The 26279-nt window shown below is 40.4% G+C and carries 24 protein-coding genes and 1 riboswitch; of the genes, 6 read left to right on the top strand and 18 right to left on the bottom strand.

Annotated elements, in window-relative coordinates:
- Window positions 1–46 precede the first annotated feature (46 nt).
- Both ABE41_RS04600 and ABE41_RS04595 read right to left on the bottom strand, forming a co-directional pair.
- Window positions 47–589 (bottom strand): 2'-5' RNA ligase family protein, encoded by a 543-nt coding sequence (locus ABE41_RS04600; protein ID WP_066286950.1) that lies wholly within the window; start codon window positions 587–589, stop codon window positions 47–49.
- 4 nt (window positions 590–593) lie between these two features.
- Window positions 594–860 (bottom strand): hypothetical protein, encoded by a 267-nt coding sequence (locus ABE41_RS04595; protein WP_066286948.1) that lies wholly within the window; start codon window positions 858–860, stop codon window positions 594–596.
- 201 nt (window positions 861–1061) lie between these two features.
- On the opposite strand from ABE41_RS04595, the gene ABE41_RS20525 reads away from it, so the two are divergent.
- On the top strand, window positions 1062–1190 hold the full coding sequence (locus ABE41_RS20525; RefSeq protein WP_083207661.1) for a YjcZ family sporulation protein: 129 nt from the start codon (window positions 1062–1064) through the stop codon (window positions 1188–1190).
- 364 nt (window positions 1191–1554) lie between these two features.
- On the top strand, window positions 1555–5667 hold the full coding sequence (locus ABE41_RS04590) for a phosphodiester glycosidase family protein (protein WP_066286946.1): 4113 nt from the start codon (window positions 1555–1557) through the stop codon (window positions 5665–5667).
- A gap of 278 nt (window positions 5668–5945) precedes the next feature.
- Here the strand turns inward: ABE41_RS04590 and ABE41_RS04585 are convergent, their stop codons facing one another.
- From ABE41_RS04585 to ABE41_RS04515, 15 genes are all read right to left on the bottom strand, one after another.
- Complete coding sequence (locus tag ABE41_RS04585) at window positions 5946–7226, bottom strand: homoserine dehydrogenase (protein WP_066286944.1); 1281 nt, start codon at window positions 7224–7226, stop codon at window positions 5946–5948.
- Window positions 7213–8310, bottom strand: a complete 1098-nt coding sequence (gene metX / locus ABE41_RS04580) for a homoserine O-acetyltransferase MetX (RefSeq protein WP_066286943.1) — start codon at window positions 8308–8310, stop codon at window positions 7213–7215. Before metX ends, ABE41_RS04585 begins: the two co-directional genes overlap by 14 nt.
- Window positions 8288–9979: an acetate--CoA ligase gene (gene acsA / locus ABE41_RS04575; protein ID WP_066286941.1), complete on the bottom strand. Its 1692-nt coding sequence runs from the start codon at window positions 9977–9979 to the stop codon at window positions 8288–8290. The genes metX and acsA overlap by 23 nt, the downstream gene beginning before the upstream one ends.
- Window positions 9976–10704 (bottom strand): ABC transporter ATP-binding protein, encoded by a 729-nt coding sequence (locus tag ABE41_RS04570; protein WP_066286939.1) that lies wholly within the window; start codon window positions 10702–10704, stop codon window positions 9976–9978. Before ABE41_RS04570 ends, acsA begins: the two co-directional genes overlap by 4 nt.
- Before the next feature lie 15 nt (window positions 10705–10719).
- Window positions 10720–11565 carry an ABC transporter permease gene (locus ABE41_RS04565; RefSeq protein WP_066286937.1) on the bottom strand — a complete coding sequence of 282 codons (846 nt, stop codon included), beginning with the start codon at window positions 11563–11565 and terminating at the stop codon, window positions 10720–10722.
- Window positions 11566–11589: 24 nt separating this feature from the next.
- Window positions 11590–12576, bottom strand: coding sequence for an aliphatic sulfonate ABC transporter substrate-binding protein (locus ABE41_RS04560; protein ID WP_066286935.1), 987 nt, complete (start codon window positions 12574–12576; stop codon window positions 11590–11592).
- Window positions 12577–12632: 56 nt separating this feature from the next.
- Complete coding sequence (locus ABE41_RS04555; RefSeq protein ID WP_066286933.1) at window positions 12633–14423, bottom strand: PLP-dependent aspartate aminotransferase family protein; 1791 nt, start codon at window positions 14421–14423, stop codon at window positions 12633–12635.
- 189 nt (window positions 14424–14612) lie between these two features.
- A riboswitch (SAM riboswitch) is annotated at window positions 14613–14729 on the bottom strand.
- Window positions 14730–14905: 176 nt separating this feature from the next.
- Window positions 14906–16012: a hypothetical protein gene (locus tag ABE41_RS04550; protein WP_066286931.1), complete on the bottom strand. Its 1107-nt coding sequence runs from the start codon at window positions 16010–16012 to the stop codon at window positions 14906–14908.
- A 244-nt stretch (window positions 16013–16256) separates the two neighbouring features.
- Window positions 16257–16904: a nitroreductase family protein gene (locus tag ABE41_RS04545; RefSeq protein ID WP_066286929.1), complete on the bottom strand. Its 648-nt coding sequence runs from the start codon at window positions 16902–16904 to the stop codon at window positions 16257–16259.
- 87 nt (window positions 16905–16991) lie between these two features.
- Window positions 16992–17222: a hypothetical protein gene (locus tag ABE41_RS04540; protein ID WP_066286927.1), complete on the bottom strand. Its 231-nt coding sequence runs from the start codon at window positions 17220–17222 to the stop codon at window positions 16992–16994.
- Window positions 17223–17308: 86 nt separating this feature from the next.
- Window positions 17309–17830, bottom strand: coding sequence for a hypothetical protein (locus tag ABE41_RS04535; protein ID WP_066286924.1), 522 nt, complete (start codon window positions 17828–17830; stop codon window positions 17309–17311).
- An 82-nt stretch (window positions 17831–17912) separates the two neighbouring features.
- The gene (locus ABE41_RS04530) at window positions 17913–18536 is read right to left on the bottom strand and encodes a phosphatase PAP2 family protein (RefSeq protein ID WP_066286923.1); all 624 of its coding nucleotides are present in this window, start codon (window positions 18534–18536) and stop codon (window positions 17913–17915) included.
- 105 nt (window positions 18537–18641) lie between these two features.
- Window positions 18642–19073 carry a general stress protein gene (locus ABE41_RS04525; RefSeq protein ID WP_066286921.1) on the bottom strand — a complete coding sequence of 144 codons (432 nt, stop codon included), beginning with the start codon at window positions 19071–19073 and terminating at the stop codon, window positions 18642–18644.
- A 65-nt stretch (window positions 19074–19138) separates the two neighbouring features.
- A complete protein-coding gene (gene corA / locus ABE41_RS04520) occupies window positions 19139–20092 on the bottom strand; it encodes a magnesium/cobalt transporter CorA (RefSeq protein WP_066286919.1) in 954 nt (317 codons plus the stop codon).
- A 211-nt stretch (window positions 20093–20303) separates the two neighbouring features.
- Window positions 20304–21131, bottom strand: coding sequence for a VanW family protein (locus ABE41_RS04515; protein WP_066286917.1), 828 nt, complete (start codon window positions 21129–21131; stop codon window positions 20304–20306).
- Between the two features lie 205 nt (window positions 21132–21336).
- On the opposite strand from ABE41_RS04515, the gene ABE41_RS04510 reads away from it, so the two are divergent.
- From ABE41_RS04510 to ABE41_RS20520, 3 genes are all read left to right on the top strand, one after another.
- A complete protein-coding gene (locus tag ABE41_RS04510; RefSeq protein ID WP_066286915.1) occupies window positions 21337–22248 on the top strand; it encodes a permease in 912 nt (303 codons plus the stop codon).
- 17 nt (window positions 22249–22265) lie between these two features.
- Entirely contained in the window at window positions 22266–23126 is an 861-nt protein-coding gene (locus ABE41_RS04505) for a TIGR03943 family putative permease subunit (protein WP_066286913.1), read from the top strand.
- 98 nt (window positions 23127–23224) lie between these two features.
- A protein-coding gene (locus tag ABE41_RS20520) for an IS3 family transposase (RefSeq protein WP_156774220.1) occupies window positions 23225–24387 on the top strand; the annotation gives its coding sequence in 2 pieces (ribosomal slippage) (window positions 23225–23501 and window positions 23501–24387; 1164 coding nt in all).
- Between the two features lie 58 nt (window positions 24388–24445).
- Here ABE41_RS20520 and ABE41_RS04490 read toward each other — a convergent pair.
- Window positions 24446–25156, bottom strand: coding sequence for a vanadium-dependent haloperoxidase (locus tag ABE41_RS04490; protein ID WP_083207660.1), 711 nt, complete (start codon window positions 25154–25156; stop codon window positions 24446–24448).
- Window positions 25157–25359: 203 nt separating this feature from the next.
- Here ABE41_RS04490 and ABE41_RS04485 point away from each other — a divergent pair, with 203 nt between their 5' ends.
- On the top strand, window positions 25360–26133 hold the full coding sequence (locus ABE41_RS04485) for an rRNA adenine N-6-methyltransferase family protein (RefSeq protein ID WP_066286911.1): 774 nt from the start codon (window positions 25360–25362) through the stop codon (window positions 26131–26133).
- Window positions 26134–26279: the final 146 nt, after the last annotated feature.

Here is a 26279-nt window from a genome sequence, read left to right as displayed (position 1 = left end):
ATATGGCTATTTATATGTATAACCATACAATAGATCCTATAAAACGTCAGCTATGAAATCCCTTTAAATCTACTGTGAAAATATCCTTCATTTCTGTACAAACATCATCATCAAACACAAGCTCAAGCAATTCTACACTTTCAATTTTGGCAGTGAAAGGCTCCAGATATTTTACCGAGTAATCAAAGGCTTCCACCAGCTTTTCATGTGTCAGATGGCTGGCGATGGTACAATGAGGCACCCACTGTGCTGGTACATACAAAGATTTAGAATCGGTTATTCCCATAAACCGTTTATGATACCTAGAGTGAAAGTCTGTTAAACTTGGATCTTTAGTTGGAGCTGCGTACAATGTACCGCTGTTTAAAAACATTCCTATTGACGGAAAAAACAACTCTATAGCAGATTGATTTTTAAAGTACTCTTCCATTTCTTTTTTGAAAAATTCAACTTCCAGCTCATGGTGAGTGGCAATTGTAACGTGCGGTCTCATCCCATAATCAGTTATGCCAGCCTCTTTCATCCCTTGCCTTAATTCATCTATTTTTTCTTCTGTATCACGATCTAAAAATCCAAGAATTCCATACATCGTATCAACTCCTGAAAAAAGATTTTATTAAAAGTACAAGACGGTTTACACCGTAGATCAATAACACATCGATTATTAAAAATGCCGCTGTACCACCTAAATCTCCTTCAGGTGTCAGTGACGATGACCAGTAGATATAGAAAGCAGTAAAAATTAAAGCTCCGGCTAATGCCGTCTTCCAGCTGGCGACGTTCATAAGACCTCCAATAAGACCTAACAATAAGCTTAAAATCGGAAAGACGAAGAACAGATAAAGCATTATATCTAACATAAAATACCCCCGAAATAAATCCTATAATCTACATTACCGCTGATGTAATTATACCTTAATCCAAATTTCGGTAAATACACCTTTCATCTTTTCAAGTATTATCACTATTCCGCTCTTGTCCCGAAAAAATGGGCTAATTCCGCCCAAACCTTTAACTTGTACGCTTAATAATCTGTCATTGTAAAGAAGGAGGTGGGTTATATGGGATTTAAGTCACACGGAAACAGCTTTGCTTTGATCGTAGTGCTATTTATCTTGTTAATCATCGTTGGGTGCTGCTGGTGCGGTGGATACGACGGCGGTTACGGCGGCGGACACGGCTGGTGTTAATCAATTTGCTTCCTAGCAGGGAGCAATGCGCTGAATTAATCTAGCAATCAATTGCGTTAAAACCTTTTGCTTAGAACAACCCCTCGACAGATAGAGAACTAGAGAGAGAAAAAAGGCCTGCACTCTTAGGAGGGCAGGTCTTTTAAACATTAGGGTTTCGCCAGAAAATAAACATATTCGTATATGTGACTCCTAACCTATTAAAATTGAACAACTTTCGCCCTATTGTTTCTAGCAAGTTAGTTTTTTAGTATAACTATATAACATAATTACAAATTAATAACAGTAAATTAATATTTTTCCATTATCGTAAACCTGTATGAATAAACTTGCAAGTCCAAAAAAATGTTTACAGGAGGAAGAAATGAAAAATAGTTGGAAAAAGAAAATGCTCCCCTCTGTTCTTGCTTTATCAGTCATTAGCAGTACAATCTCACCAGGTTTAACATCGGCTTTAGGAGAGTTCGACTTAACATCTGAAATTGTTCAAACACCTATTAATGAATACCGTGCAGACCTGGCTCCAGGTGTAAAAGAAAAGCACTATAGTTTTGAAGGAAAAGAAGGTAAAAAGATTGAGAGTTTTGTAGTAGACGTTGATGTACATAATCCTAATGTAGCAATAGAAGCAGGTACACCTAATGATGGAGACGGTTTTGGTCTGCAGCCGGTCCGGGCACAAGCGAATGCTGCAGATGGAGAAAACCACAAAGTAGTTGCAGCTGTAAATGCAGACTTCTATAACATGGCTACCGGTGAACCGCATGGAATCGTCTATAAGGATGGAAGAGCCATTAAAGATTACAACGGCCGTACGTGGAATTTCTTTGGAATAAAGAAAGACGGTGACGCGATTATCGGTAACTCCACTGATTATGAAGCAGTAAAAAATGAACTAAAAGAAGCACTTGGCGGCAATGCAATCCTCGTTAAAAATAGACAAATCTATCAAACCCCACAAACTGGACAAGATAAAGAACCTAGAACGGCTGTCGGAATAAAAGAAGACGGAGATGTTTTCTTCGCAGTTATTGATGGACGGCAGGAACCCTATTCAGCTGGCATTTCCATGAAAGACTTAGCACAACTAATGATTGATCTTGGCGCAGTTCATGCACTTAATCTGGACGGTGGAGGATCATCAACATTTACAACACGCCAGCTTGGCGGTGACGATCTTGAAGTCGACAATCAGCCTTCTGACAGAAACGAAAGAGGTGTCGCAAACTCCTGGCTTGTTGTAACAAAAGAACCTTCTGATCACGTTTTCCATTCAGCATACGTTGAACCATACGACAAATCTTTTACCCCGGGATCAACAATAGAATTCAAAGCTAAAGGACGGGACAAGTCTTTTGCCTCTGCTCCGCTCCCTGACAATGGTTTGACTTGGGAGTTATCTGATTCCTCTTTTGGAACAATGGAAAATGAGAAGTTCATTTCAAATGGAAAAACCGGTCAATTTCATATCCTATTAAAACATGATGGTTTAGAGGTTGGCAGAAGTATCATTGAAATTGAAAACCCGGATGAAATGTTTTTTGGTTCAAATGAGCTTACCGTAGCCAGAAACAGCGATACACAATTAGACCTCATGACTCGTTTTCAAAAAAGAAACGTGAAGTGGAATTTGCAGGATATTGAATTTGAAATACCTGAGGGAATGGGAACTGTTGATGAAAATGGGGTTCTTCATACCGGTGATCAAAATAGCAAAGGCACCATTACAGCCCGTTTAAAAGGTTCATCTCTTGAAGCAAGCATAAACGTAACGGTTGGACAGCTCCCGATCGTTTTATATGATTTTGAAAATGGTTTAGGAAACTGGAAAACATCGACTGCCAATCGCGGTGAAAAAGGAATGTTGACCCTATCTGAATATCCTGATCCAGTCCGATTCGATGAACAGTCTTTAAAGTTAGATTTTGATTTTACAAATGCCCAAAAAGGAACCACGCTAGGTGTTTACGCAGGTTCTGGCTCACATACAGCAATTGAAGGCAATCCTTCAAGTATTGGAATGTGGGTTTATGGAACACCAGAAGCACAAGGATACTGGCTCAGAATGTATATCGTTTATGGGAATGGTAAAAATCAGACCATTAACCTTACCGAAGAAAACCCAGGTATTGACTGGACTGGGTGGAAATATATCGAGGCAGAAATTCCGTCTTCTTTTACCGGTCCATTTAAAATCTCAGGAACACAGGCAATCAGAATGATGTCTACGAAGTCAGGTATAACAGGTCCTATGACGAAAGGGTCTATCTATTTTGATAATATCCGGGCAGTATACGGTGAAAAAGTGGATGACCTGTTCCCTCCGGTTATACATTCCGTTAATACGGACGGAAAAGACTTTACAGCTAACGAAGTTACGATCACAGCAAAAGTAAACGAATATGAAGAAGATCCTTTTAAAACGGGTATTGACTGGGAGAAAATTCGTTTTCTTGTGGATGGCGTAGACTACGCAAAAGCAGAAGGACATTTTTCTTACGACATGGACGGTTCTGTTTCATTAAGCGGCTATAAATGGGCTGACGGCACTCATAAGGTAACTCTGATTGTGCCCGATAAGTTTGGAAATCAGGCGATTCATACAAGTTATTTTACAATGAATACAGGATCTGCAAAAATTGAAATTCATCACGGACAGGAACAAGCATATTTAGGAGCTGATTTGAACCTAGTGTTGAATACAGTCCAAAACGATAAACTCTCAAGTTCTTCTATTCAAATGAAGATCGATAAAAACTATCCTGTAAAAGAAGTTCTGTTCTCAGATCACTTCAAGTCAAGTACTTCAAGTTATAACGATGAAACTGGAATCCTTACATTAGATCTGGTAAATTCAGGTGAAACGGCTGAAAGTGCCGATGCTGCCACGATAAAAGTTGAAGTCCCTGCTACAACGAAGGAAGGCAGCCAATTAACTTACGAACTATTAAAAGGAGACATTATTTACAGTGCACCAAAGGAAGAAAATTTCATTTCCACTTTTTCAATGAAGCCTGTAAGTATACCTATTAAAGCAGCATTTGGATTGGATCATGAACCCATATTAATCGGAAAATCAACACTTCTTACAGTTAAAGATAACAATGGTGGACCCGTAGAGAATGCAGAGATATTAGCTGCTATTGAAGGAGAAGAAGATCAAATTTCACTTGGAGCGACAGACTCAAACGGTACACTTCGAGTTGAATCTCTCACAGATGAAATTAAGAAAATCACTTTATATGCAGTTAAAGACGGAAAGTATTCATTTAAAACCGAAACCCAGTCTTACCCTGCCCTACTTAGTGAATCTGAATTTAAGAATATCATTTCTACCACCACGGGCAACCCGTATCAAACAAAAGGATTCACATGGATGTCAAGCCCGCTTGCATTGGATCAATCAGCTTTCGTCCAATACGCTAAGAAGGATGACTTTGAAAGAAAAGGTGCCTCTATTTTTATAAAGCAAGTCGGATCTTCAAGTGATGAGGTTTTCAGTGGTGAACTGGATATTAAGAAAAATGGGATCGTAAGGGTTAATGAAGTATTACTTAAAAAGCTTCAGCAAGACACGACTTATGTTTACCGCGTAGGTGATGGTGAACACTGGTCGGAGTTGAAGGAATTTACTACTTTAAAAAGAAAGCAAACCTTTGATTTTGCCGTATTAGGTGATACCCAGTCCCCTTCTGACTTAAGTCATTTAGACAAAATTCTTGGGGAGTTGGATAAAAAAGAATCAGCGTTCATGATTCATGTTGGAGATATAATTGATGAATCTTCAAAGTTCAATCAATGGGATCAAACGCTAGGAGTATTTAACAAATACGAAAATATTAATTCAACCGACTTAGTTGCCGCTCTGGGTAACCATGAATATATGGGAGATGGCGATGGTTCGCTGGCAAAAGCGATCTTAAACTTCCCGGAAAATGGACCTGAGATTGATAAAGGCGGAACGTATTCCGTCGACTACAATAACATGCACATCAGTGTCTTAGGTTATTCAACAAATGCCAATGTTTTAGATCAGCAGCTTCAATGGCTAAAAGAAGATATGAATCATTCAGATAAGCCATGGAAAATCCTTGTCACCCATCAACCTCCATATTACACCAATCCGTTTGGCGGAAACGAATCGATGAAAGAAAAAATACCGCCAGTAGCTGATGAATTAGGAATAGACATCGTCTTCTCGGGCCATGATCATTCTTATGGCAGAACAAAGAAATTAAAAAATGGACAAGAAGATTCAAATGGAACTGTATATGTCGTTGCAGGAACTACAGGTAACAAGCATTATGATGCTGTGGTTGATGAGAAGTTCGATTTTGTTAACACAGACAATATCGCAGTTTCTATGAGTGCACATGTAGATAAAGGTCGTATAACGTTTACAACAACCTCTTCTGATGGAAATTTAATTGACGAATTTACTGTTGTGAATGAGGAGTATGAGGCAGAAAATGAATAATTTACGATAAAAAATAAGTAAAAGCTGGCTCGATATTCATTTATTGAGCCAGCTTTATATACGTATTGAGTGGATTTCGTTCATTTATGCTCGTCTTCGGAGATTTATGAGCGCCATCTGAAATTTATGAGCGCGATACGATGTTTATGAGCGCCCTACGGAATTTATGAGTGCCTTCTGAGTTTTTCCACTCATCCAGCCATCCAGCACACCAAACACAAAACACTGCAGGAGACACTCTGCAATGTTTTCAACAACCACTTGATGAGGCTATCACCTTAAAGATTAATCACTCTTTGAAGCACGAGATCTCTATCTTCGACTTTAACTTCTGCTGGTTTCAATTTCCCTGCCACTTCATAAACAACAAGCTCTGAATTTGCCTTTAACGATTTAGCTGTTTCTTCGTGACATCTGATCAGTAAATAAACCAAGTCTCCTCTAACATCTTGTTTTAACAGCTGAATATCATCCGAACCATTAAAACCAACGGAAGAACCGATTACGACATATTCCCCTACTAAAGAAGAACTGCCAGATTCACTACTCGAAGAATCAACTTTCAATACTGACTGCTTCTTCCTCACAGCTGCTCCTGAATGAGATTGAAGCACGTAAGTTAAGTCTTCAACCATCGCGCTTGCCGTTGGGAGTTTGCCTGCGCCGGCACCTTGAACAGTCACTTTGCCAGCAAGACTAGTTTCTACCATGATTGCGTTTTGAACATCTTCCACTCCGTATAGAGGATGTTCAGAATCTACAAGCACTGGCTTTACGGATGCTGTGAATAGACCGCTGTCACTTCTGATCCGCGCCAAATGCTTCACTTTATAGCCCCAGCGGGTAAACACTTCAATCTGCTCAGATGAAACTTCAGTAATTCCTTTTCTTTCTACCTCATCCCAGTTTGGAGAACTTCCAAAAGACAATTCGCTAAGAATCATGAGCTTATAAAAAGCGTCAAACCCTTCTACATCATTAACGGGATCAGCTTCTGCATATCCAAGATCTTGAGCTGTTTTTAACACATCTTCAAAAGCTGAACCTTTTTCTCGCATGTTAGTCAAAATATAATTAGATGTACCATTTAAAATAGCTTCGACCGAGAGAATATCGTTCACTTGCAAGAGCTGTGAAATGCTGCGGATAATCGGTGTTCCCCCAGCTGTCGTTGCTTCATAGCCTACTGAAACCCCGGCTGCTTCTGCCTTTTCCAGCAATGTTTTACCGTGCCTGGCAAACATCACTTTGTTAGCCGTGATAACGCGGCACCCTTTTTCAATGGCTTTGCTTAAGTACGTAAATCCTGGCTCTTCTCCCACAATAGCTTCGAAAACAATCTGCAGGTCTGGAATGTTTAAAACTTCATCAAAGTCAGTCGTTACAAGGATATGTTCATCAACATCCCGCTTTTTTGCACCATCTTTTACTAAGATGGCTTCAATAATGACTTCCTCACCCAGTACAGATTTCAGCTGTTCCCTGTGAGTCTTCAACGCTTCATAAACACCTTGCCCGACTGTTCCAAAACCAAGCAATGCCGCTTTAATAGGTGCCATATTGCAGCCTCCTCTCCTGATCTAATGCATTCTTTACATAAGGTCCCCACTTTTCGAATTCTACTAAGAAACCATCATGGCCAAAGTCTGTTTCAATCGAATAAAAAGTTCCATAACGCGTGTGTTTAACAAAGCCCTCAATCACTTCTGGCGGATAAAGCAGATCGCCTTCGTATCCAAAAGCATGGACTTCCGCCTGAATCTGTGAGGCTGCACGTTTCCAGCCCCCAAGCTTATCACCGATATCATAAGCATTCATCGCATATAAAAGGGTCAAATAACTGTCCACATCAAATCGTTTCGTCAATTTTTCCCCTTGATAATTTAAATAAGAATCCACTTGAAAATAAGGCTTCCCTTCAATATCTGTCTCACGTACTTCTCTTTGAAATCTTTCATTAAAGAGCTTCGGCTGACGGTACGTTAGAAGTCCCGCCATCCTTGCAATTTCCAAACCTACTAATCTTTCTCCTTCAGCTCGCCTGCCGCTTCTATAGACAGGATCATTCACAATCGCGTGGATCGCCATCCGGTTAAAACCTACACCATAATCACTTAGAAATGGAGTAGCTGCGAAAATGAATACTTTTTCCATAAAATATGGATACTGAACGGCCCATTCCATCGCCTGCATGCCGCCAAGGGAACCGCCTAAAACAGCAAAAAGTCTTGGTACGGTTAGAACATCTAATGCCTGGCGCTGAGCACGAACCATGTCTCGGACCGTAACAAAGGGAAACGTTTTGTGATAAGGCTTTCCGGTTTCCGGATTAACCTTCGCTGGACCTGTTGAACCGCTGCATCCTCCAAGAACATTAAATGTAATCACCTGATAGAGGTTTGTATCAATGTATCCTTCGGGTCCGATCAGTCCTCTCCACCAGCCTGGCTCTTCTTCTGAACCGTATGCATGCTGATTTCCAGTAAGAGCATGACATAGAAGGAGCACTGGCCCCTTCGTATTTCCGGTTATCTCATATGCCAGCTCAGCATCCGTAATTACTTGGCCAGACTCTAAGGCAAAATCACCGATTTTCACCTTGCCGACTTTCCGGTTTGTTTCAAGCAAGTTTTTGTAACTCACGGGCCTTCAGCTCTCTTCGTAAAATTTTTCCGCTGATCTTTGTTTTCGGGAGTTCCTCTACCACTTCGATCTCGCGCGGTGCAGCGTGTGCCGCAAGCTCCCCTCTAACATAGACACGGATCTCTTCTAACAGATCACTGCTCTGTGAATAGCCATCTTTCAGTACAATAAATGCTTTAACGATTTCTCCCCGGATCGGATCAGGCTTTCCAATCACTCCTGCTTCAGCCACCGCTTCGTGCTCAATGAGCTTGCTCTCGACTTCAAACGGACCGATTCTTTCACCAGATGAATTGATCATGTCGTCCGAACGTCCTTGGAAAAAGATATAGCCATCGTCATCACGGTAAGCAAGATCACCCGAAACGTACCAGTCACCCCATCCAAAATATGAATTATACTTCTCAGCGTTCTGCCACACTTCCCTCATAATGGCCGGCCAAGGTGCCTTGATCGCTAAATGGCCAACAGAAAACGGAGGCAGTTCTTTTCCTTCTTCATCTAAAACGGTTGCCGTAATTCCCGGAAACGCTTTTCCCATCGATCCTGGCTTGATCGTTTCATTCGGCAGATTCACGATAAGCTGCGCACCCGTTTCTGTCATCCACCACGTATCATGAATTCTTTTTCCAAGAATATTTTTTCCCCAATAAATAACCTCTGGATTTAACGGTTCACCGACACTTAAAATATGACGCAGTTTCGATAGATCATATTGTTCAGGAAGCTTATTCCCTTTTGCCATCAGCATCCGAAACGCAGTAGGAGCACTATACCAGACGGTTACGCCGGCATTTTGCAGCGTTTCATACCATTGTTCTGCTTTAAAACGTCCGCCATGAACCACGATCGTTGCTCCATTTAAAAGTGGTGCAAAAACTCCGTACACCGTTCCAGTTACCCATCCCGGATGCGCTGTGCACCAATACACGTCATCCGCTTGTATATCAAGCACCCACCGGCCTGTTAAATATTGCTGTGTCATCGCGCGGTGAGCGTGTATAATTCCTTTCGGCTTTCCTGTTGAACCAGAGGTATAATGGATATTCAAACCATGTTCAGGATCGACCCACTCTATCTGGCTTCCAACATCTCCTACTCTATTAAGCTCCTCTTGCAGCGAAATCTCTCCGTTTTCACCGGCTCCATCTGTTAAAAAGACAGTATGGAGACTCGGCAGCTCATCCCGTGGAACGCGCTTATTGAGGTCTTGGTCTGTAATTAAAAAAGTTCCGTCACAGTCTGCAATGCGGTCTCTAACTGCATCTGACATAAATGCTTCAAACAGAGGACCGACAACTGCTCCTAGTTTAATAGCTGCTAGCATTGCAATATGGCAATCAGGGTGTTTTGGCAAAAAGACAAATACGAAATCCCCTTTTTTTACACCATGCTTGGAAAGCACTGCTGCCCATCTATCTGTTGTTTCCTTGAGTTCCTGATAAGTGATCTTAAATTCCTGTGAATCATCCAAGTAATGAAGAGCAACCTTCTCACCGCGTCCCTCTTCCACATGGCGGTCCACACATTCATACGCCATGTTCGTCCTTCCGTCATCTCTTCTGTTAAACTTTTCTGTTATGGAGATCCATGAAAATGGTGCGTCATCTCTGTCAGTCACAACATTATAGGTCCCGTTTACAGGCTCAATGGCTGCTAGTTTTGTCATCGCTCGTCACCTGCTGCTTTCTTTTCAACATTTAATAGATTCAATATATGTGCCTTCTGTTTTGATAGATAAGCATCTCCACGCGTCCTCGGCTTTGGTTTCTCAACAGCTACTTCAGCAAATACTTCTCCTGGCTGCCCTTTTAAGATGAAGATTCGATCGCAAAGGTAGAGAGCTTCATCAATATCATGTGTGACAAGCAGCATCGTCGTTTGCTTTTTTTGCCAGATTGATAGAAGGAGATCTTGCAGCTGCATTTTTGTAAATGCGTCTAGTGCGCTGAAGGGTTCATCTAAAAGCAATACCTCAGGATCTGTGATCAGCGCTCTCGCGATTGCTGTCCGCTGTGCCATCCCGCCAGAGAGATCTTTCGGATAATGATTTTCAAAACCAGTCAATCCTACAAGGTCTAAATACGTTTGATATTTGTTTGAATTTCGTTCTTCCTTTTCTAAACCGAATGAGATGTTGTTCTTAACAGACAGCCATGGCAGAAGTCTCGGTTCCTGAAACATCATTCCAATATTGTCGTTTCCATCTTTTGATGAAATCTTTCCTTCGTAGTTCGAATCAAGTCCGGAAAGCACACGCAGCAGTGTACTTTTACCGCATCCGCTTGTGCCCAAGATCCCGATGATTTCTCCCTTATCGACGGAAAAATTAATGTTCTGAAATCCAGCCTGGTTATTGTTAAACGTCCGTTTTAAACGGTTAATCTGAAGCATCTGTTTTCCCTCCTTCTACGCTTGGTTGCTTATGCTGTCCTGCCATTTAAGAGAGCGGTATTCAATCCATTTTAGTATCGCGTCTGTCACTTTCCCTAATACGGCAAAAAGCAGGATACTGGCAATGACCGTGTCTGGTGAATACGTGTTCTGGCCGACGACCAGCAAATACCCTAATCCTTCACTTGCTCCCATCAGTTCGGCTGCGACAACAAACATCCAGCCAAGTCCTAGACCGCTTCTCATCCCTGTAATAAAAGATGGCAATGCTGCTGGTAAAATAATGCGTTTCGTCAGCTGAAATGGAGATAGCTGATAAATCTTGCCTACTTCTATCAGCTTTCGGTCAACCCCTTGAATGCCTGCCACGATATTCAAATACACCGGGAAAAACACGCCGACTGCAATCAATGAGATCTTGGAAGGTTCACCTATTCCCATCCATAAAATAAACAACGGTACCCATGCGAGAGAAGGAATGGAACGAACCGCTTGAAACAATGGGTCAAGAAGCTGTTCAGCAGTTTTGGCATACCCGACGACGGCTCCAATCACAACCGCGGCTCCTGTACCAATCGCAAATCCTAAGAACACGCGTGTTAACGTAATAGAAACATGACCGAATAGAGAACCATCCCTATACATGCTTATTATCTTCTCTAAAATAACGCTTGGTGCTGGAAGCAGGTGAGGCGCCAGCAATCCAGCTTTCGCAGCCAGCTCCCAAGCAATAAGCAGGACGACTGGCAAAATTGAACCAAGAACGATACCGCGTCCTTTTTTGAATAAACCTTTTGGAGAAGAGAGCTTAGCAGCAGCTGCTCTCTCTCCCGCTTTCCATTTTTGAGTTTCTGAAATCACTGGCACTTCCTCCTTCCTTCTGTGTTATTTATTGATTACTTTTTCAGCAAACTTAGGGTTAATCAATTCTTTTACGAGTTTCTGGATGTCTGTATCCTTTTTGACAATCTCTTCTGTCTGAAGTACTTCGCCTGCAGCCGATATAGCTTTTTCGTGCTGTGATCCTGGAACAGGTTCCGAGAAGTTATTTCGTTCGAGTTGTTTTTTAGCGACATCTTCTTTTATCCCCGCCTCTTCAGATAAAAGTTTTGCTGCTTCTTCTGGATTTTCCAGTGTCCATTTTCTTGCTTTTTCATAAAGCTCAATCACTTGTTCCACTTGCTTCGGATGATTCTTAGCAAACTCTGAGCGAACATTCAGCGTTCCGTACGTATTAAAATCTGGATTTCGGTAGATATATTTTCCTCCAGATTCTAACTCTGTTCTTGCCATATGCGGATCAAGTCCTGCCCAGGCATCTACTTGACCTTTGATTAGAGCGTTTGCACCATCAGCATGCTGAAGGTTTACGATCTGAACATCTTTTGCTGAAAGTCCAGCTTCACTTAGAGCACGCAATAAAAAGATGTGAGGATCTGTTCCGAAGGTTGCCGCTACCTTTTTTCCTTTAAGATCTTTTACATCCTTAATCGGGCCTCCATCTTTTGCTACCAATGCGGTCCATTCAGGCTGTGAATAGATATATACAGATTCGATAGGTGCACCTTTGTCTTTTGCAATAAGTGCAGCAGCTCCGGCAGTTGAACCGAAGTCCACACTATCGGAATTCAGGAACTCCAGCGCTTTATTGCTTCCCTGGCTTTGCACCCACTCTACTTCAATGCCATCTTTTTTAAATGCTTCCTCTGCCCAGCCAAACTTTTTAAGTGCCAGACTTGTTGGCGAATAGAACGCGTAATCCAATCTGATCTTTTCTGGTTTTTCTCCTTCTTTTGCTGAGCTCGAACAGCCCGCTAATAACAGTGCAGCTGCTAAACTAACGAGCAGCGTTCCTTTCCACCAATTCTTCATAATCAGTTTCCCTCCACTTTTGTTATCTCTATTTTTGGCTTTTATTTTTTTATTTCTTATACTTCACACGCATACGTTGCGATCGTACCTCTTAAACGCTGCGCTTCCTTATAGGTACATCTGTTGTGAACCACATCAATTCCCGCTTCTTTTGCGATCCTCGCAGCTTCCGGTGAAATGACTCCTTCTTGAAGCCAGAATACTTTTGGCTGGGTGATCGCAGCTTCTTTCGCAAGTTCAATAGCTGCTTCAGGACTTCTAAACACTTGAACAACATCGATCGGGAACGGAATGGACTTTAGATCTGGATAAGCTTTTTCATCGAGCACTTCCGTTTCTCTCGGATTTACCGGGACGATCTTATATCCAAGACGCTGCATTTTGCGTGCAAGTCTGTGGCTAGGTCTTGCCGGATTGGAACTTAACCCGACGATTGCAAGTGTCTTTGGCCGCTGAATCTCCTGGCCGTTTTCAACTGCTCTGTATAATGAGGACTGCAATGCCCAGCGAATCACACCTTCATCATTGATCGTAATCTCTGTTTTTTTCGATCCGATCCCCGTTGCTGCTTGAATCGCCCGGTCCAGATCGTTCGTTAAGTCTTTTACTGATTCAAGACCGATTGATAAACGGATAAGTTCCTCAGTTACTCCGGTCGCTTTTAACTCTTCATCACTTAATTGCTGATGAGTTGTAGATGCTGGATGGATAATCAGAGATTTTGCATCACCAACGTTCGCTACATGTGACCATAATGAGATGTTGTTGATCACTTTACGCCCAGCATCACGCCCGCCTTTTATTCCGAAGTTCACGATCGAACCAAAACCGTTGCTTAAATATTTTTTAGCCAGCTCATGACTTGGATGTTCCTCAAGCCCAGGGTATGAAACCCAATCTACTGCAGGATGCTTATCGAGATATTCTGCGATCTCCTGCGCGTTTTTCGCATGTTTTTCAACACGAAGGTGCAGCGTTTCTAATCCTTGTAAAAGGAGGAATGCATTGTGAGGGCTCAAACAAGCACCAAAATCTCGTAAAAGCTGAACCCGAAGTTTCGTAGCGAATGCGAGTGTTCCAAAATCAACCGCATATCTCAAACCGTTATAACTGCGATCCGGTTCAGTGAATCCTGGGAATTTTTCTGAGTTCCAATTAAAGCGTCCGCCATCAACGACCACCCCGCCGATCGCTGTACCATGTCCGCCAATCCATTTCGTAGCTGAATGAATAACAATATCTGCTCCCCAGCTTAATGGCTTTGTGACATATGGAGTTGCGAACGTATTGTCGATTAAAAGCGGCACTCCGTTTTCGTGTGCAATATCTGCAACAGCTTCAATATCAAGTACGTTCAAACTGGGATTACCGATTGTTTCAGCAAAGAACGCTTTAGTGTTCGGAGTTACGGCTTTTCTGAAATTCTCTGGATCTTCGGCATCAACAAATTTTACGTTGATTCCGTATTTCGGGAGAGTAATAGAAAATAGATTGTAAGTGCCGCCATAAAGGTTTGTTGCAGCTACGATCTCATCACCCGCTTCTGCAATGTTCAATATAGCTAGCGCGATCGCTGACATACCTGAAGAAGTTGCCACTGCGGCCACTCCGTCTTCAAGAAGGGCTACTCTTTTTTCAAATACGTCAACTGTCGGATTACCGATTCGGCTGTAAATGTTCCCTGGCTCTTCAAGAGCAAATAAGCTCTGTGCGTGGTCCGTATCCGAAAAAACATAAGACGTTGTTTGGTAGACTGGTACAGCCCGCGAGCCTGTTGTTGGATCAGGCGCTTGCCCTCCGTGTAAAAGCAATGTGTCAATGTCGTATCCATCAAATGATTTTGTCATATAAATCTCTCCTTTTTGTGTTTTATATCGATAAAATGTATAGGAAAACTAGGGATAAAGGTTATAACTTTTCCCTTGAACGATATTCAATTTTTAAAATGAAAAATAAAAATTTGAGATGAAGTTGTTGTGAAGTTTAGAAGAGGAAAAAAAGAAAAACCCCCTTCCTAAGAAGAGGGTTTTGGCCTCCTCTTATCTGTCAGATCGAAAAATGATCTGTAGGAATTGGCACCTTTCCAAACCGAATGTGGTTTGTTGGTTGCCGGGCTTCATCGGGCCTAGTCCCTCCGCCTCTCTGGATAAGAGATATCAAATTATGTTTAACACATTAACGTGTTGATGTTTGTATTGTTCTTGAATAGGATTATAGTCCATTCGGTTTTTAAAAGTCAACCGTTTTTTGAAAACTTTTAAAAGTCGTACAAAAAGCTTATCGTTCAACTGTCAGTTTTCAAATTAAGAATATGCCTATGCTATGCGCGTTATGCCAACTTCGTTCCGCTTTTTTCATCTTCCCATTGAAATTCTTCTATTCTTTTAACAAGTACAGGAATTCTGTTGGCGATTGCAGCTTTTTCGCCGTAACGAATTTTTTGTTCTAACGTCATGTCAGAATGCAAGACTTTTTGCTGAAAAGCAGTTAAGCTTGTCAGTTTAATAAATTCCTCTTGTTTCACCCGTCTCCTTACAGCAGCATCACCATTACAATAGCCTTCCATAAATCCGTCAGCTATGGTTTGCAGCTTTTCTTCAAAACGGTCAAACTGATGCTTCGCATAACGAGGTGCATTAAAAAATGAAGGATACAGTGTGTGATAATTGTTTATAAAGTTACCAGCTAAAGAATCTCCGCTGTATAGGAGCGGAACGGGGTCGATAAGACTTATCCTTCCATCTGCATGAAGCAATATATTTTCAGGAGAGGTATCCTGGTTTGTAAGTATAATGTGTGATTCATCAATCTCCCTGTTATTCATGCATTCTTCTAAATGAGTCGTTGCAAATGGGAGAATCGGCTGATCATAGTTTTGGATGAACTCTTTAAAATCGCTTAAGTACTCTTCGTTCTCTTCCTTCATAAAATCAGTGACACTCGACTGAAACTGTCCTTCAACAGCTGTACCATTCCATTTCAAGTATCCGAATCCCTTTAAACTGTGCTGGGCAGTGTCCATATTTCGGAAAAATTCACCCATTTCTGCACCAGCCTGAAATGCTTCCATGAACGTAAAGCTCTCAAGTTTTATCGCTTTTCCAGCATATGATTCAACGGTAAACGTCTTATCTTTTTCAACATGATAATGAAAAAACTCCGGACAGATACCAGGTTTCACGCTGTTTGCCAGTTCGTAATAGGCTTTTGTTCCTGCGTATTCTGCATATGCTGCCGCCTCGTCAAACTCTACCTTCTTCCCGTAAGCTTCCGCCTTTGGAAACCTTACAACAACTGCTTCTCCAACACGCAGCTGAACAAGATATGCCTGATGCCATGCGCCTTCACCTAAGTATTGAACTTGCGTGGTATCTTTAAGAGATTCAAGCCCGCTCTTTTGCAGCGCAAAGTCTATTAAATCAAATGTTTCTTTCATAGATGTTCCTCTTTCTTTGTTCATCATACTTTTATCCTGCATATATTCGCTAAGTGTCGAAAAAAATCCTTTTTCCATTTTTTTCTGATGAAGATGTCGCTCGTAAATTCCGAATAGCGCTCATAAATCTCAAAAAGCGCTCGTTCAGCGAGCATAAATACTCGCGAACGAGCTCCAATTTCCCTTATAAAACAAAAAAACGGCTGCTCCAGGTCAATAACTAACCCAGATAGCCGGTTTCATATTAATCTACATACGTTACTATCTCTTCAACTGCTTTTCTAGCCAGTTTTTTTGGCTGGTCTTGGGGATGGCCGAGTGAGATTACCATATTGATCTGCTTTTGAGCAGGAATATCTAAAAATTCACGGATGGCCTCCTGTGCTAATAAAACAGGACCCGTCATCGGACATGATCCTAGACCGCGCGCGTGGGCTGCGAGCATTAAGTTCTGGATAGCAAGACAGCTGCTCTTGATGCCTTCTTCTTCCCAAACGGCATCTTCTGCAAGCTCGATCGGATCAAAGATTTTTTCACGGAATTTAGATTCATACGGAGTAGCTAAACAAATGATTAAAACGGGAGCTCCCGAGAATGCAGTAGCATATGGACCAAATGAACGTGTCAGCAGTTTCGCTTCCTTCGTCTTTCCGTTCTCTTCTGCTTTTGCCGCAAGTTTATGAATGGCATCCCAAGTCATTTCTTCAATCTTTTTCACTTTATCTCTATTACGGATCACAATAAATTCCCACGTCTGCGAGTTTGTGTCACTGGGTGCATACCGGGCACAATCCATGATTTCGTATAGATCTTCCTCTGCAACACCTTCATCTGTAAACTTACGGACGCTTCTTCTGCCGTGTACAATTTCTTTAAAATCTTCGTATTTCATGTTTGTCTCCTCTGACACAATTAATAGTTAACTACTCGTATTATACAAAAGATTGGAATGACCTACAAAAAACGTTAAAAACAGTGCTTATTTCGCACTGTTCTTTGGGGTTATTGCTTTATTTTTATTATTACCTTTAATCCTTAAACCAACAGCTATAAGAGAAGCTCCTAATAAAACACTGACGATGTAAAGTGAATCCGTATTAAAGCTGCCTTGCTGAACCACTGCTTTTTCTGCTTGGTTACCAATAAAAAATGTGCTGACAAGAACGATTACACCAGCTGTGATTAACCCTGCTTTGATCCATGGTTTCATATTTAAAACCACCTTTTCCCTTTTACATTTAACTTATTCGAGGGAAAAAACAGAATACCTTTTACAACAAAAACAAATCCTTTGAACTAGTTCGCTTTTGCGAAGTTCATTTTCTCTTCTACAAATGACCGTACTTCTTCTTCTGCCTTTTTCTTAATAATAAACTCAACGTAACGGCTGCCTGTATGAAAGCGAACCAGCCCCCAGCTAGGATATCCTGGATTTTCTGCTTGCAGACCTGTTATCCATTCAACAGAATCAACCTGTCTCCACTCATAAAAATGTTTTGCTGACACAATGCCGTTCTTACCGATCGCACCTCGCAAAATTTGTGTAAAGTATAAAAGGGTAAGAATTACAATCAAACAAAGCATCATTATGTTTACGGTTAAAGACAATTTTAAGAAACCAAATCCTTGTGTAATAATCACAAATATTACAATCTTATTCGTCCAAAAGTTCTTTTGCGTATATTCACCGCTATATGATAATCCATACACCGGCTCTGATTTCTTTTTATCATTTATATTCTTAAAAAAATTATAAATGGACATTCCGATACCAGCGGAAATGATAATTGCAAAAACAATATCTAACATCGCCCCCATCAATATCTCCCCCTTTTCTCTCTACTTTGTATAACGTTTTTATAATGGAAAAAGTTTCAAGCAAAAAGACGCTGCAAAAAAATCAGCGTCTGAAGAGCCATTTGTATGTTTTAATGCCTAGCAGGTTTAAAAACAAACCGCCGGCCAGTCCAGCAATCATATCGAGAATATAGTGAATTCCCAGCTTCACACGGCTGACTCCAATCATAATCAAAAAAACGAATGATACTAAAAGAGCCCACAAGTTTCTCCACATTCCCGATAAAAAGAGCACTAATCCGTAAAACCCTGCAGCATTCATTGTATGTGCACTTGGGTAGCCATACTTGCTTGCTTTAATTAATCTTTCCCATTCCGGAGGCTTTCTTTTAAACAGCTGTTTAAAAAGTGCATTCAAAATTCTTATACCAATCACATTAAAAAGAATTAATTTGCTTTTGTCTCGATTCCCTGTATTTTGATAGCTGAAGAACAGTATTAAGCCAAGAGGTACAGTGAAAAATCCTGATCCCATTCGAGAAAAAAACACCATTAATGGATTCGAAAAGGTATTCGAGTCATAAATGGAACGACTCCACCTTTTATCAAGTGAACGGTAAGGCTCTTTATTTCTGATTAATGTTAAAAACGCAAAAAATCCACCGGTAAATACAAGGCCCAATAAAGGAAGCAGTGTATAACTTGTTCTCTTTTTCCGACGTAACATATAGCATCACCCTGCTTAGGTCAAAGTTTGAGATTATTTTCTCCCTAAGCTTGTATTTTATTCGAATAAAAAAGAGCACCCTTTCAGGCACCCTCGTTTCAACGATTATTTATGTTCGACCATCACGATAATTTTTCCGTCTTCTAAATCCTGCATATAACGATCTGCTTCCTCTTCTGACACATCCATTTTCAAAAGAATTTCTTTCATATCGTTTTCCCCGTCATCAAACATCGCTGCAAAAGGACCTGCGGCAAGAAGCGGTCCTACTCCTGGAACACCCAGCCCAGGAACGGCGATTCCCCCGCCGATGCCAGTTAAGAAACCTGCGATGGTGCCATATGTAGCACTATCCATATCATCATCCAGCACTTTTTCTTCATTCACATGTGTTTCATCTGCCACATTGTCAACGATTTCATCATCTTTAGCGACGATCGAAATTTCAGACGGCTTGTAGCCTTTTTCAACAAGTGCTTTAATAGCCCCAACTGCCTCTTCTTCTCTTGAATATGTACCGATAATATCTTTTTTCATCTGTTTCCCTCCAAACGGGTTCTTTACAAGTAGGTTCCCCTGTTCAGAGGGTTTTAAACAGTGAGTTAATCCTGTTCAAACCAGCCTTTTTTCTTAAACCATAATGACATCATGACTCCTAATAGAATCATAATCCCCAGCACATAAAAGTACCCATTTTCAGATTTCAGTTCTGGCATATTAACAAAGTTCATCCCATAGAGACCTGCAATAAAGGTTAAAGGCATGAAGATTGTTGTGATTACCGTTAATGTTTTCATGATGTTGTTCATCCGGTATGAGTTAAGAGATATATAATTGTCACGAATATCAGACGTCATCTCACGGGCAGAGGTCATCATATCCGTTAATCTCAGAAGGTGATCATAGATATCATGAAAGTAGGACCTTTCATCTGCATCCAGGCCAACGCGCTTTGACTCCAGCATTCGATAAAGAAGTTCCCGCATAGGTACCACGGTCTTCCGCAATGAAAGAAGATCAGCACGAATATCAAAGATCTGGTTGATCAGCTTAGGTGCTTCATCATCCTCGTTGCTTTCAATCGAAATAACGCGCTCTTCAAGTTTATGCATGATCGGAAAATACATATCTACAAGCTTGTCCATTAATTTATGAATGAGTTCATTTTTCCCAAGTTCAGGCGGAACAGACTTTAAACCTCTTAGATAGTTCCACACAAAATCGATCTCAGGAACTTCTGTTTTATGAAAAGTGACCACCATGTTTTTTGTTGTAAAGAAATCTACTTCTGTAGCTTCCAGAGTTTTTTCATCCAGTGCATGTACGACGTAAAACAAGTGCTCTTCATAAAACTCTACTTTTGGTCTCTGCAAGTTATTTACACAGTCTTCCACAGCTAGCGGGTGGAAATCAAAAAACGATCGCAGCAGGTTCGTTTCTTTTTTTATCGGACTGTCAAAATCTACCCAAACCCAGTCTGCCTGGATTTCATCTAAACGCTCTAAAGGCGGATTTATTATTACTTTTTGATCAACTACCGCTAACGTGCGAATCATAGGCAGCCCTTCTCTCATCTCTTTTTATTATCATTACCCTTTTTGTCATAATCTTTGAGCATTCATTTACAATAATTCAGGAAGGTGATATTTTCAAGAGAAGAGCTAAAACGAAAAGTGAAATTAAGGAGCTGAAACCTAGCTACCGGATTAAAGAATTTATAAGCTAAGTAAAAAACCTTAGCCTGTTCGAATTCGGCTAAGGTTTTTTTCATGCTTCTTTCTGACTGGATTCAAGTAAAGGTTCATACATCATGATGGCATGGTTTTCTGTTACATATTCATCGTCAATCTGCTGTTTTTGACGGTTAAACACTTTTCGGTGAATCATGTTGTGGCGCAGAAAGCCTCCCCAATATGCAGGTGTAATCCAATGTTCTTTCTCATACACTTCGTAGCTTTGTAAAGGCTCCTGCTCTGACCGCCATTCGCCCACTAGATGTGTATCAGTTAAATATAGATGGAGCTGATAGGTATTTTCTGTATGGTTAGTGATCTGCAGGTCCAAGTAATTATATGCACACGTCGCTCCGCTTCCAAACGGCTGTGTTCGTTTAGAATCTGGAAACACATCATAACTGTGCCGATGACGTTCAGTAACGGATAACGGTGTATGAAGAGTCATCCAGTAAATCAGATTAAAAAGCTGACAGAGTCCTCCCCCAGTACCTTTCTTGAACTTTCCATAAAAAAGCACCATTCCATCCACATACCCTTTTGCTTTCGTTGTCGTACCAATACCTTTCCAATACGAAAAAGTTTCCCCTGGTTTTATAAGTATCCCATTTAAACGCTGTATCGCGATTTTAAGGTTCTTTACCTTATTATGCTGATACCACATTTCAACATCCTTAAGCTTCCGAAGAAGAATGGTTTGATGTGAAAAACTGACAAAAGGCAGTTTTTCTTTTTTTATGGTTTTAGCGTACGTTTTCTTATCTATATACCATTCAAGAAATCTCTTAAAGGTATAATACTTTTTGCCTAGTGAAATTCGAAATGAAGATCTTTGCTTCGGTCGCAGTTCAAAATGGTTCATACTGTTACACCCTTTTCTCGATTTCGTGGTGGGAAATAAATTGTAGGGGGACCAGTCCCCTTTTCCCATTTTATTCTAATTCTTCATTTACCATTTATTTTCCTTTGATATTTGAGTTATAGTGTATATGCTTAGTTGATTATTAACTTGTTTTTTAAATTTATATTTTGTACGTTAAAGAAGTTACGAGTTTGGAGGATATTCGATGCTCGACAAAACATTTTTACAGATGAATACGGTATTTATTAGCATCCTCATTGAAGCACTCCCTTTTGTTCTTATAGGAGTGCTCATTGCCGGAGTTATTCAGATGTTTGTTACCGAAGAAATGGTGGCACGCATCATGCCGAAAAATAAAGTGCTGGCTGTTTTATTTGCAGCTTTTTTAGGTGCGATATTCCCTGCTTGTGAGTGCGGTATCGTCCCCATCACACGCAGGCTGATCGCAAAAGGGGTTCCTGTTTTTGCAGCGATTCCATTTATGCTTACAGGTCCTATCATTAACCCTGTTGTCTTATTTTCTACTTTTGTTGCTTTCGGAAATCAGTGGGACGTTATGATTTACAGAGGCGGACTCGCGATGGTTGTTGCTGTATTAGTCGGATTTCTTCTAGCTGTTCAATTTAAGAATGCAAAAGTCCTTAAAAACGAGATTCATCATTTGTCCAAGAATCCAGCAGCTAACGAAACCGCTGCAACAATCGAAGCACAGCCTGTTTCATTTTTCAACAAACTTAAAGGTACGTTTGTACATGCGGTTGAAGAATTTTTCTCAGTTGGAAAGTACCTCGTGGTCGGTGCTTTAATTGCTGCTGGAATGCAGACGTACGTGAAGACATCAACGCTTTTAGCGATTGGACAAGGGGAAGTGTCTTCATCCCTTGTTATGATGGGATTAGCCTTCGTATTATCTCTTTGTTCTGAAGCCGATGCATTTATTGCTTCCTCATTCCAAAGCACCTTTACAATAGGTTCCATCGTGGCGTTTTTAGTTTATGGACCGATGCTTGATATCAAAAATGTGCTTATGATGCTCGCTGCTTTTAAGAAAAAATTAGTACTAAGTCTTATTGGATATATAACTGTGCTTGTATTGATCGGATCATTATTTTTATAAAAAGGAGGTGCCATTAAATGATACGCATCCTTATTTTAATCGGATTTACCTTTTTGTTTATGCATCTGCATGCCACAGGTGATATCAGCAAATACATCAACATGAAATATTCTTATATCTCTTTTTCAGCTATTTTTATCTTAGGTTTTCTAACGCTTGTCCAGTTCTATATTTACGGAAAAAGCGAAGACGATGATCATCAGCATGACGAAGCATGCGCAGTGCCTGATTGCGGCCACGATCATCACAAAAAACCGTCCCGATTAAGAAATGTGACGGTGAATAGCATTCTGATTTTCCCAATCATATCAGGGTTATTTTTCCCTATCGCTTCTCTGGACTCAGAGACAGTTAAAACAAAAGGATTTCACTTTAAAGGTCTCGAGAACGAAGGTGATTTTGGAGAGCACCAGTTTTTAAAACCTGATACCAGTGTGTATTACGGGAAAGAAAGCTACAACACCATTATGGATAAAGAGTTAAAGCCTTTTACAAAAGGCGATAAAGTCGTGCTTAATGACAAGAACTACTTAAAAGGGATGGAAAGCATCTATTACAAGCCAGGGATTTTCCTTGGAAAGGATGTTCAGTTTAAGGGTTTTACCTATAACGCTGAGGATCAATCGAAAAATAAAAGCAATGAACTCTTTCTTCTTCGTTTTGGTGTAATTCATTGTATTGCAGATTCTGGGGTTTTCGGCATGATGGTTGAATTCCCAAAAGGGACTACGTTCCCTAACGATAAGTGGATCGAAGTCGATGGCACCATTGAAACGATGTATTATCAGCCCTTTAAAGCTGATATCCCTTATGTAAAAGTGGAAAGCTGGAAAGAAATTGACAAGCCTAAAGAGGAATATGTTTATCGAGGGTATTAAAAAACCGGATGTTGTAGACTAACCTAGATAAATGGGACACAATAAAACACCTTCGAAATGATACACTTATTAAAAGTGATAATCGGAGGTGTTTTTGCGTGGGCAAAAACGTTTATTCAAAAGAAACAAAGTGGGCTGTAGTTAAGGATAAAATGAGTGGCCAATTTACGAATGAAGAAATCATGAATAAGTATGACATTAAAAATGTTTCTCAAATAAAAACATGGATGAAATGGTATCGGGAAAATCAAGTACATCGGTTTAATCAGCCAATAGGCAAGCAATACTCTTATGGTCAAGGGCCTGATTCAGCTAGTGAAGAGGAAAAGAAAGAACGTCAATTCAATCACTATAAACAGGAGAATGAGATTTTAAAAAAGTATTTGGAGATCGAAAAGGAGCTGAAAAAGAAGTAGTTCTCCGTTTAGTAAAAAGATTACGAAAAAAGTACACAGTTACGGCTGTTCTATGCGCTTTAAACGTTCCAAGATCCACATACTATCGTTGGTTGTCTGCTCCATCTGATGAACTGTCTAAATCAGAGCAGGCCATTATCTCCCTTTGTGAACAGACTAACTATCGTTATGGTCATCGTAAAATTAAGAATTTACTAAAGCGTCGACATCAAATTAGTTTGAATCGAAATTCTGTTCAACGTATTATGCAAAAGCATCATCTACAGTGCCGTGTAAAACCAAAGCGCAAGTGGAAATCTCAAGGGGAATCAATCATTGTCGCACCAAACATTTTACAGCGAGATTTTTCAGCAACTTTGCCTAATCAAAAATGGGTAACAGATATAACGTATATTCAGTATGGTTCAACCACATTGTACTTATCAACCATAATGGATTTATTTAATAATCAAATTGTGGCTTACAAGCTCTATACCCATCAACAAACCCCTCTTGTGGCAGATACGTTAAAAGCAGCTTTGGAATCACGAGGGAACCCCAAAGGGGTCATTATTCACTCTGATCAAGGAAGTGTGTATACATCCTATACGTATCAACATTTAGTAAACGAAAGAAAATTGATTAGCAGTATGTCCAGAAGGGGAAATTGTTGGGATAATGCGGTTATCGAGTCCTTCCATTCAAATCTAAAATCTGAAGGATTTCAGTATGTGAAGTTTAATTCTATGTCGATGGATAAAATCAGGGAACAAGTAGATCAATACATGAAGTATTATAATGAAGAACGTATCCAAGAAAAATTAGGCTACCACACCCCAATTGAATTTGGTAGTATGGCAGCCTAAAGGGTGTTTTATTATTGTCTCAAATGACTAGGTCAGTCTAGTTGCATCCGGTTTTTCTTTATATATTCTGCGATTTTATCAGGTTTACAACAATCTGCCCGAGCTGCCTGCCGAGCGATAAACCCTCATCATTATCCACTTTAAAGTGTACTCCTGCATATAGACGGGACATCGCACACTCTTCCATCCATTGATTGATCCGATACCTCTCTTGAGGAAAATAATAACTTAATATTATCTCTGAGCAGCCAGCCATAACAGCATGTGCTGAAGGATAACCCGGAAAACGAGGTGTGAACAAAACGGGGACCAAATTGCGGTCATATTGACATGGACGTGCCACATCCCAAAGATACTTAAAGTGCCATGCCATTACAAATGCATCATTAATAGCCGCGTGATAAAAACCTAAAAACCTGGCAGCTTTCGTAGAGGCAAGTTCATATGTTTCCATCATGTTATATATGACTGGCAAGACCTGTTTACTTACCTCACCTGTGCCCCAGCTTTGAGCAATACGTATCTGCTGAGGTGTTAGGTTTTGAAGTGTTTGTTTTACTATGATTAGCTCACTTTCCCAATTAATCGTATTTGGGTTTTTAATATTCCATCGTATTTTCTGCCCAAAGGGATCCAGGAATTCTTGACCTCTCCATGCTATAAAAAACATCGGCCACGATCCTGCTTCAGGCGTAACAGCATTCATTGGGGGATATAGCTCTCCTGGATAAGGAATTTGAGACCACCTTAAGTAATTTCTGCCGCTCATTTTTCCTCCCCCTCAGAAGTTATTCATCATCCCATCATATGTAGGCAGGCAAATCCTTTAGAACAGAAGGGAAAATGAAAGAAACATCAAAGGGGGTCTGACCCGGGTCAGACCCCCTACAATTTAGACACAATTCACCCTATTCAATCAGCCTTAAATTTGGTATCATTTTCCTTAAAACTCTCAGAAGGTGCTGATTAAATATGAATGCTCTTAAACGATCGTTTAATTTTTTTGCGTCATCCTATGAAAAATATCGTCCCAATTACCCTGATCAACTTTATAAAGATATTATCCATTACGCTAATTTACAGCCAGATGATCAACTTCTTGAAATCGGCTGCGGAACTGGAAAAGCAACGGAAGGTTTTATTGAACAAGACTTCACGAACATTACATGTATCGAATATGGAGAGAACCTCGCAAAGCTCACACAAGACAAGTTTTCAGCATATCCGAACGTTAAAATCGTTCATTCAGCTTTTGAGGACTGGAATTCAGCTGATCAGTATACCCTTGCCTTCTCTGGTACAGCTTTTCACTTCATTTCAGCTGAGACCGGATATCCCAAAACAGCTTCTCTCTTAAAAAAAGACGGGGTTTCCGCATTTTTTTGGTTCGCTCACATTGCTTCAGATGAACCTGTCTATCAATCTATAAGAAGTGTCTACCAAGAGCATGCACCGCATTTGGATGACAGCAGCATACCTTCTTTAGAAGAATTCATTCACGAAAGAAGCGATCTCACTCTGCACTCCGGTCACTTTCATCAATTACAAGTTCAAACGTACAAATGGGATCATATCTACAAACCACGAGACTATATCGAACTATTAAACACACATTCAGGACATCAGGTGCTTCCTCAAGTGCAAAAAGATACGTTATTTAGAGGAATTGAAGAAGCAATTCTGAAACACGGGGAAACCATTACAAAAAAGCACGCTGTAGCCTTATTTTTAGCCAGGAAAAAGTAATCCCTCCTAAAAATACAATTTCTAATTCGAGCGTTACAATCACATAAAAAAACAGTTCAATCACATATATATCACAACAAATCACATAAAAAACCGGCTTCATCACATAAAAATGATACTTCATCACATAATTTTCCAATAACATC

It is taken from the genome of Fictibacillus arsenicus, assembly GCF_001642935.1.
Lineage (GTDB): Bacteria > Bacillota > Bacilli > Bacillales > Fictibacillaceae > Fictibacillus > Fictibacillus arsenicus_B.
This window is presented reverse-complemented; position numbering and strand designations above follow the sequence as displayed.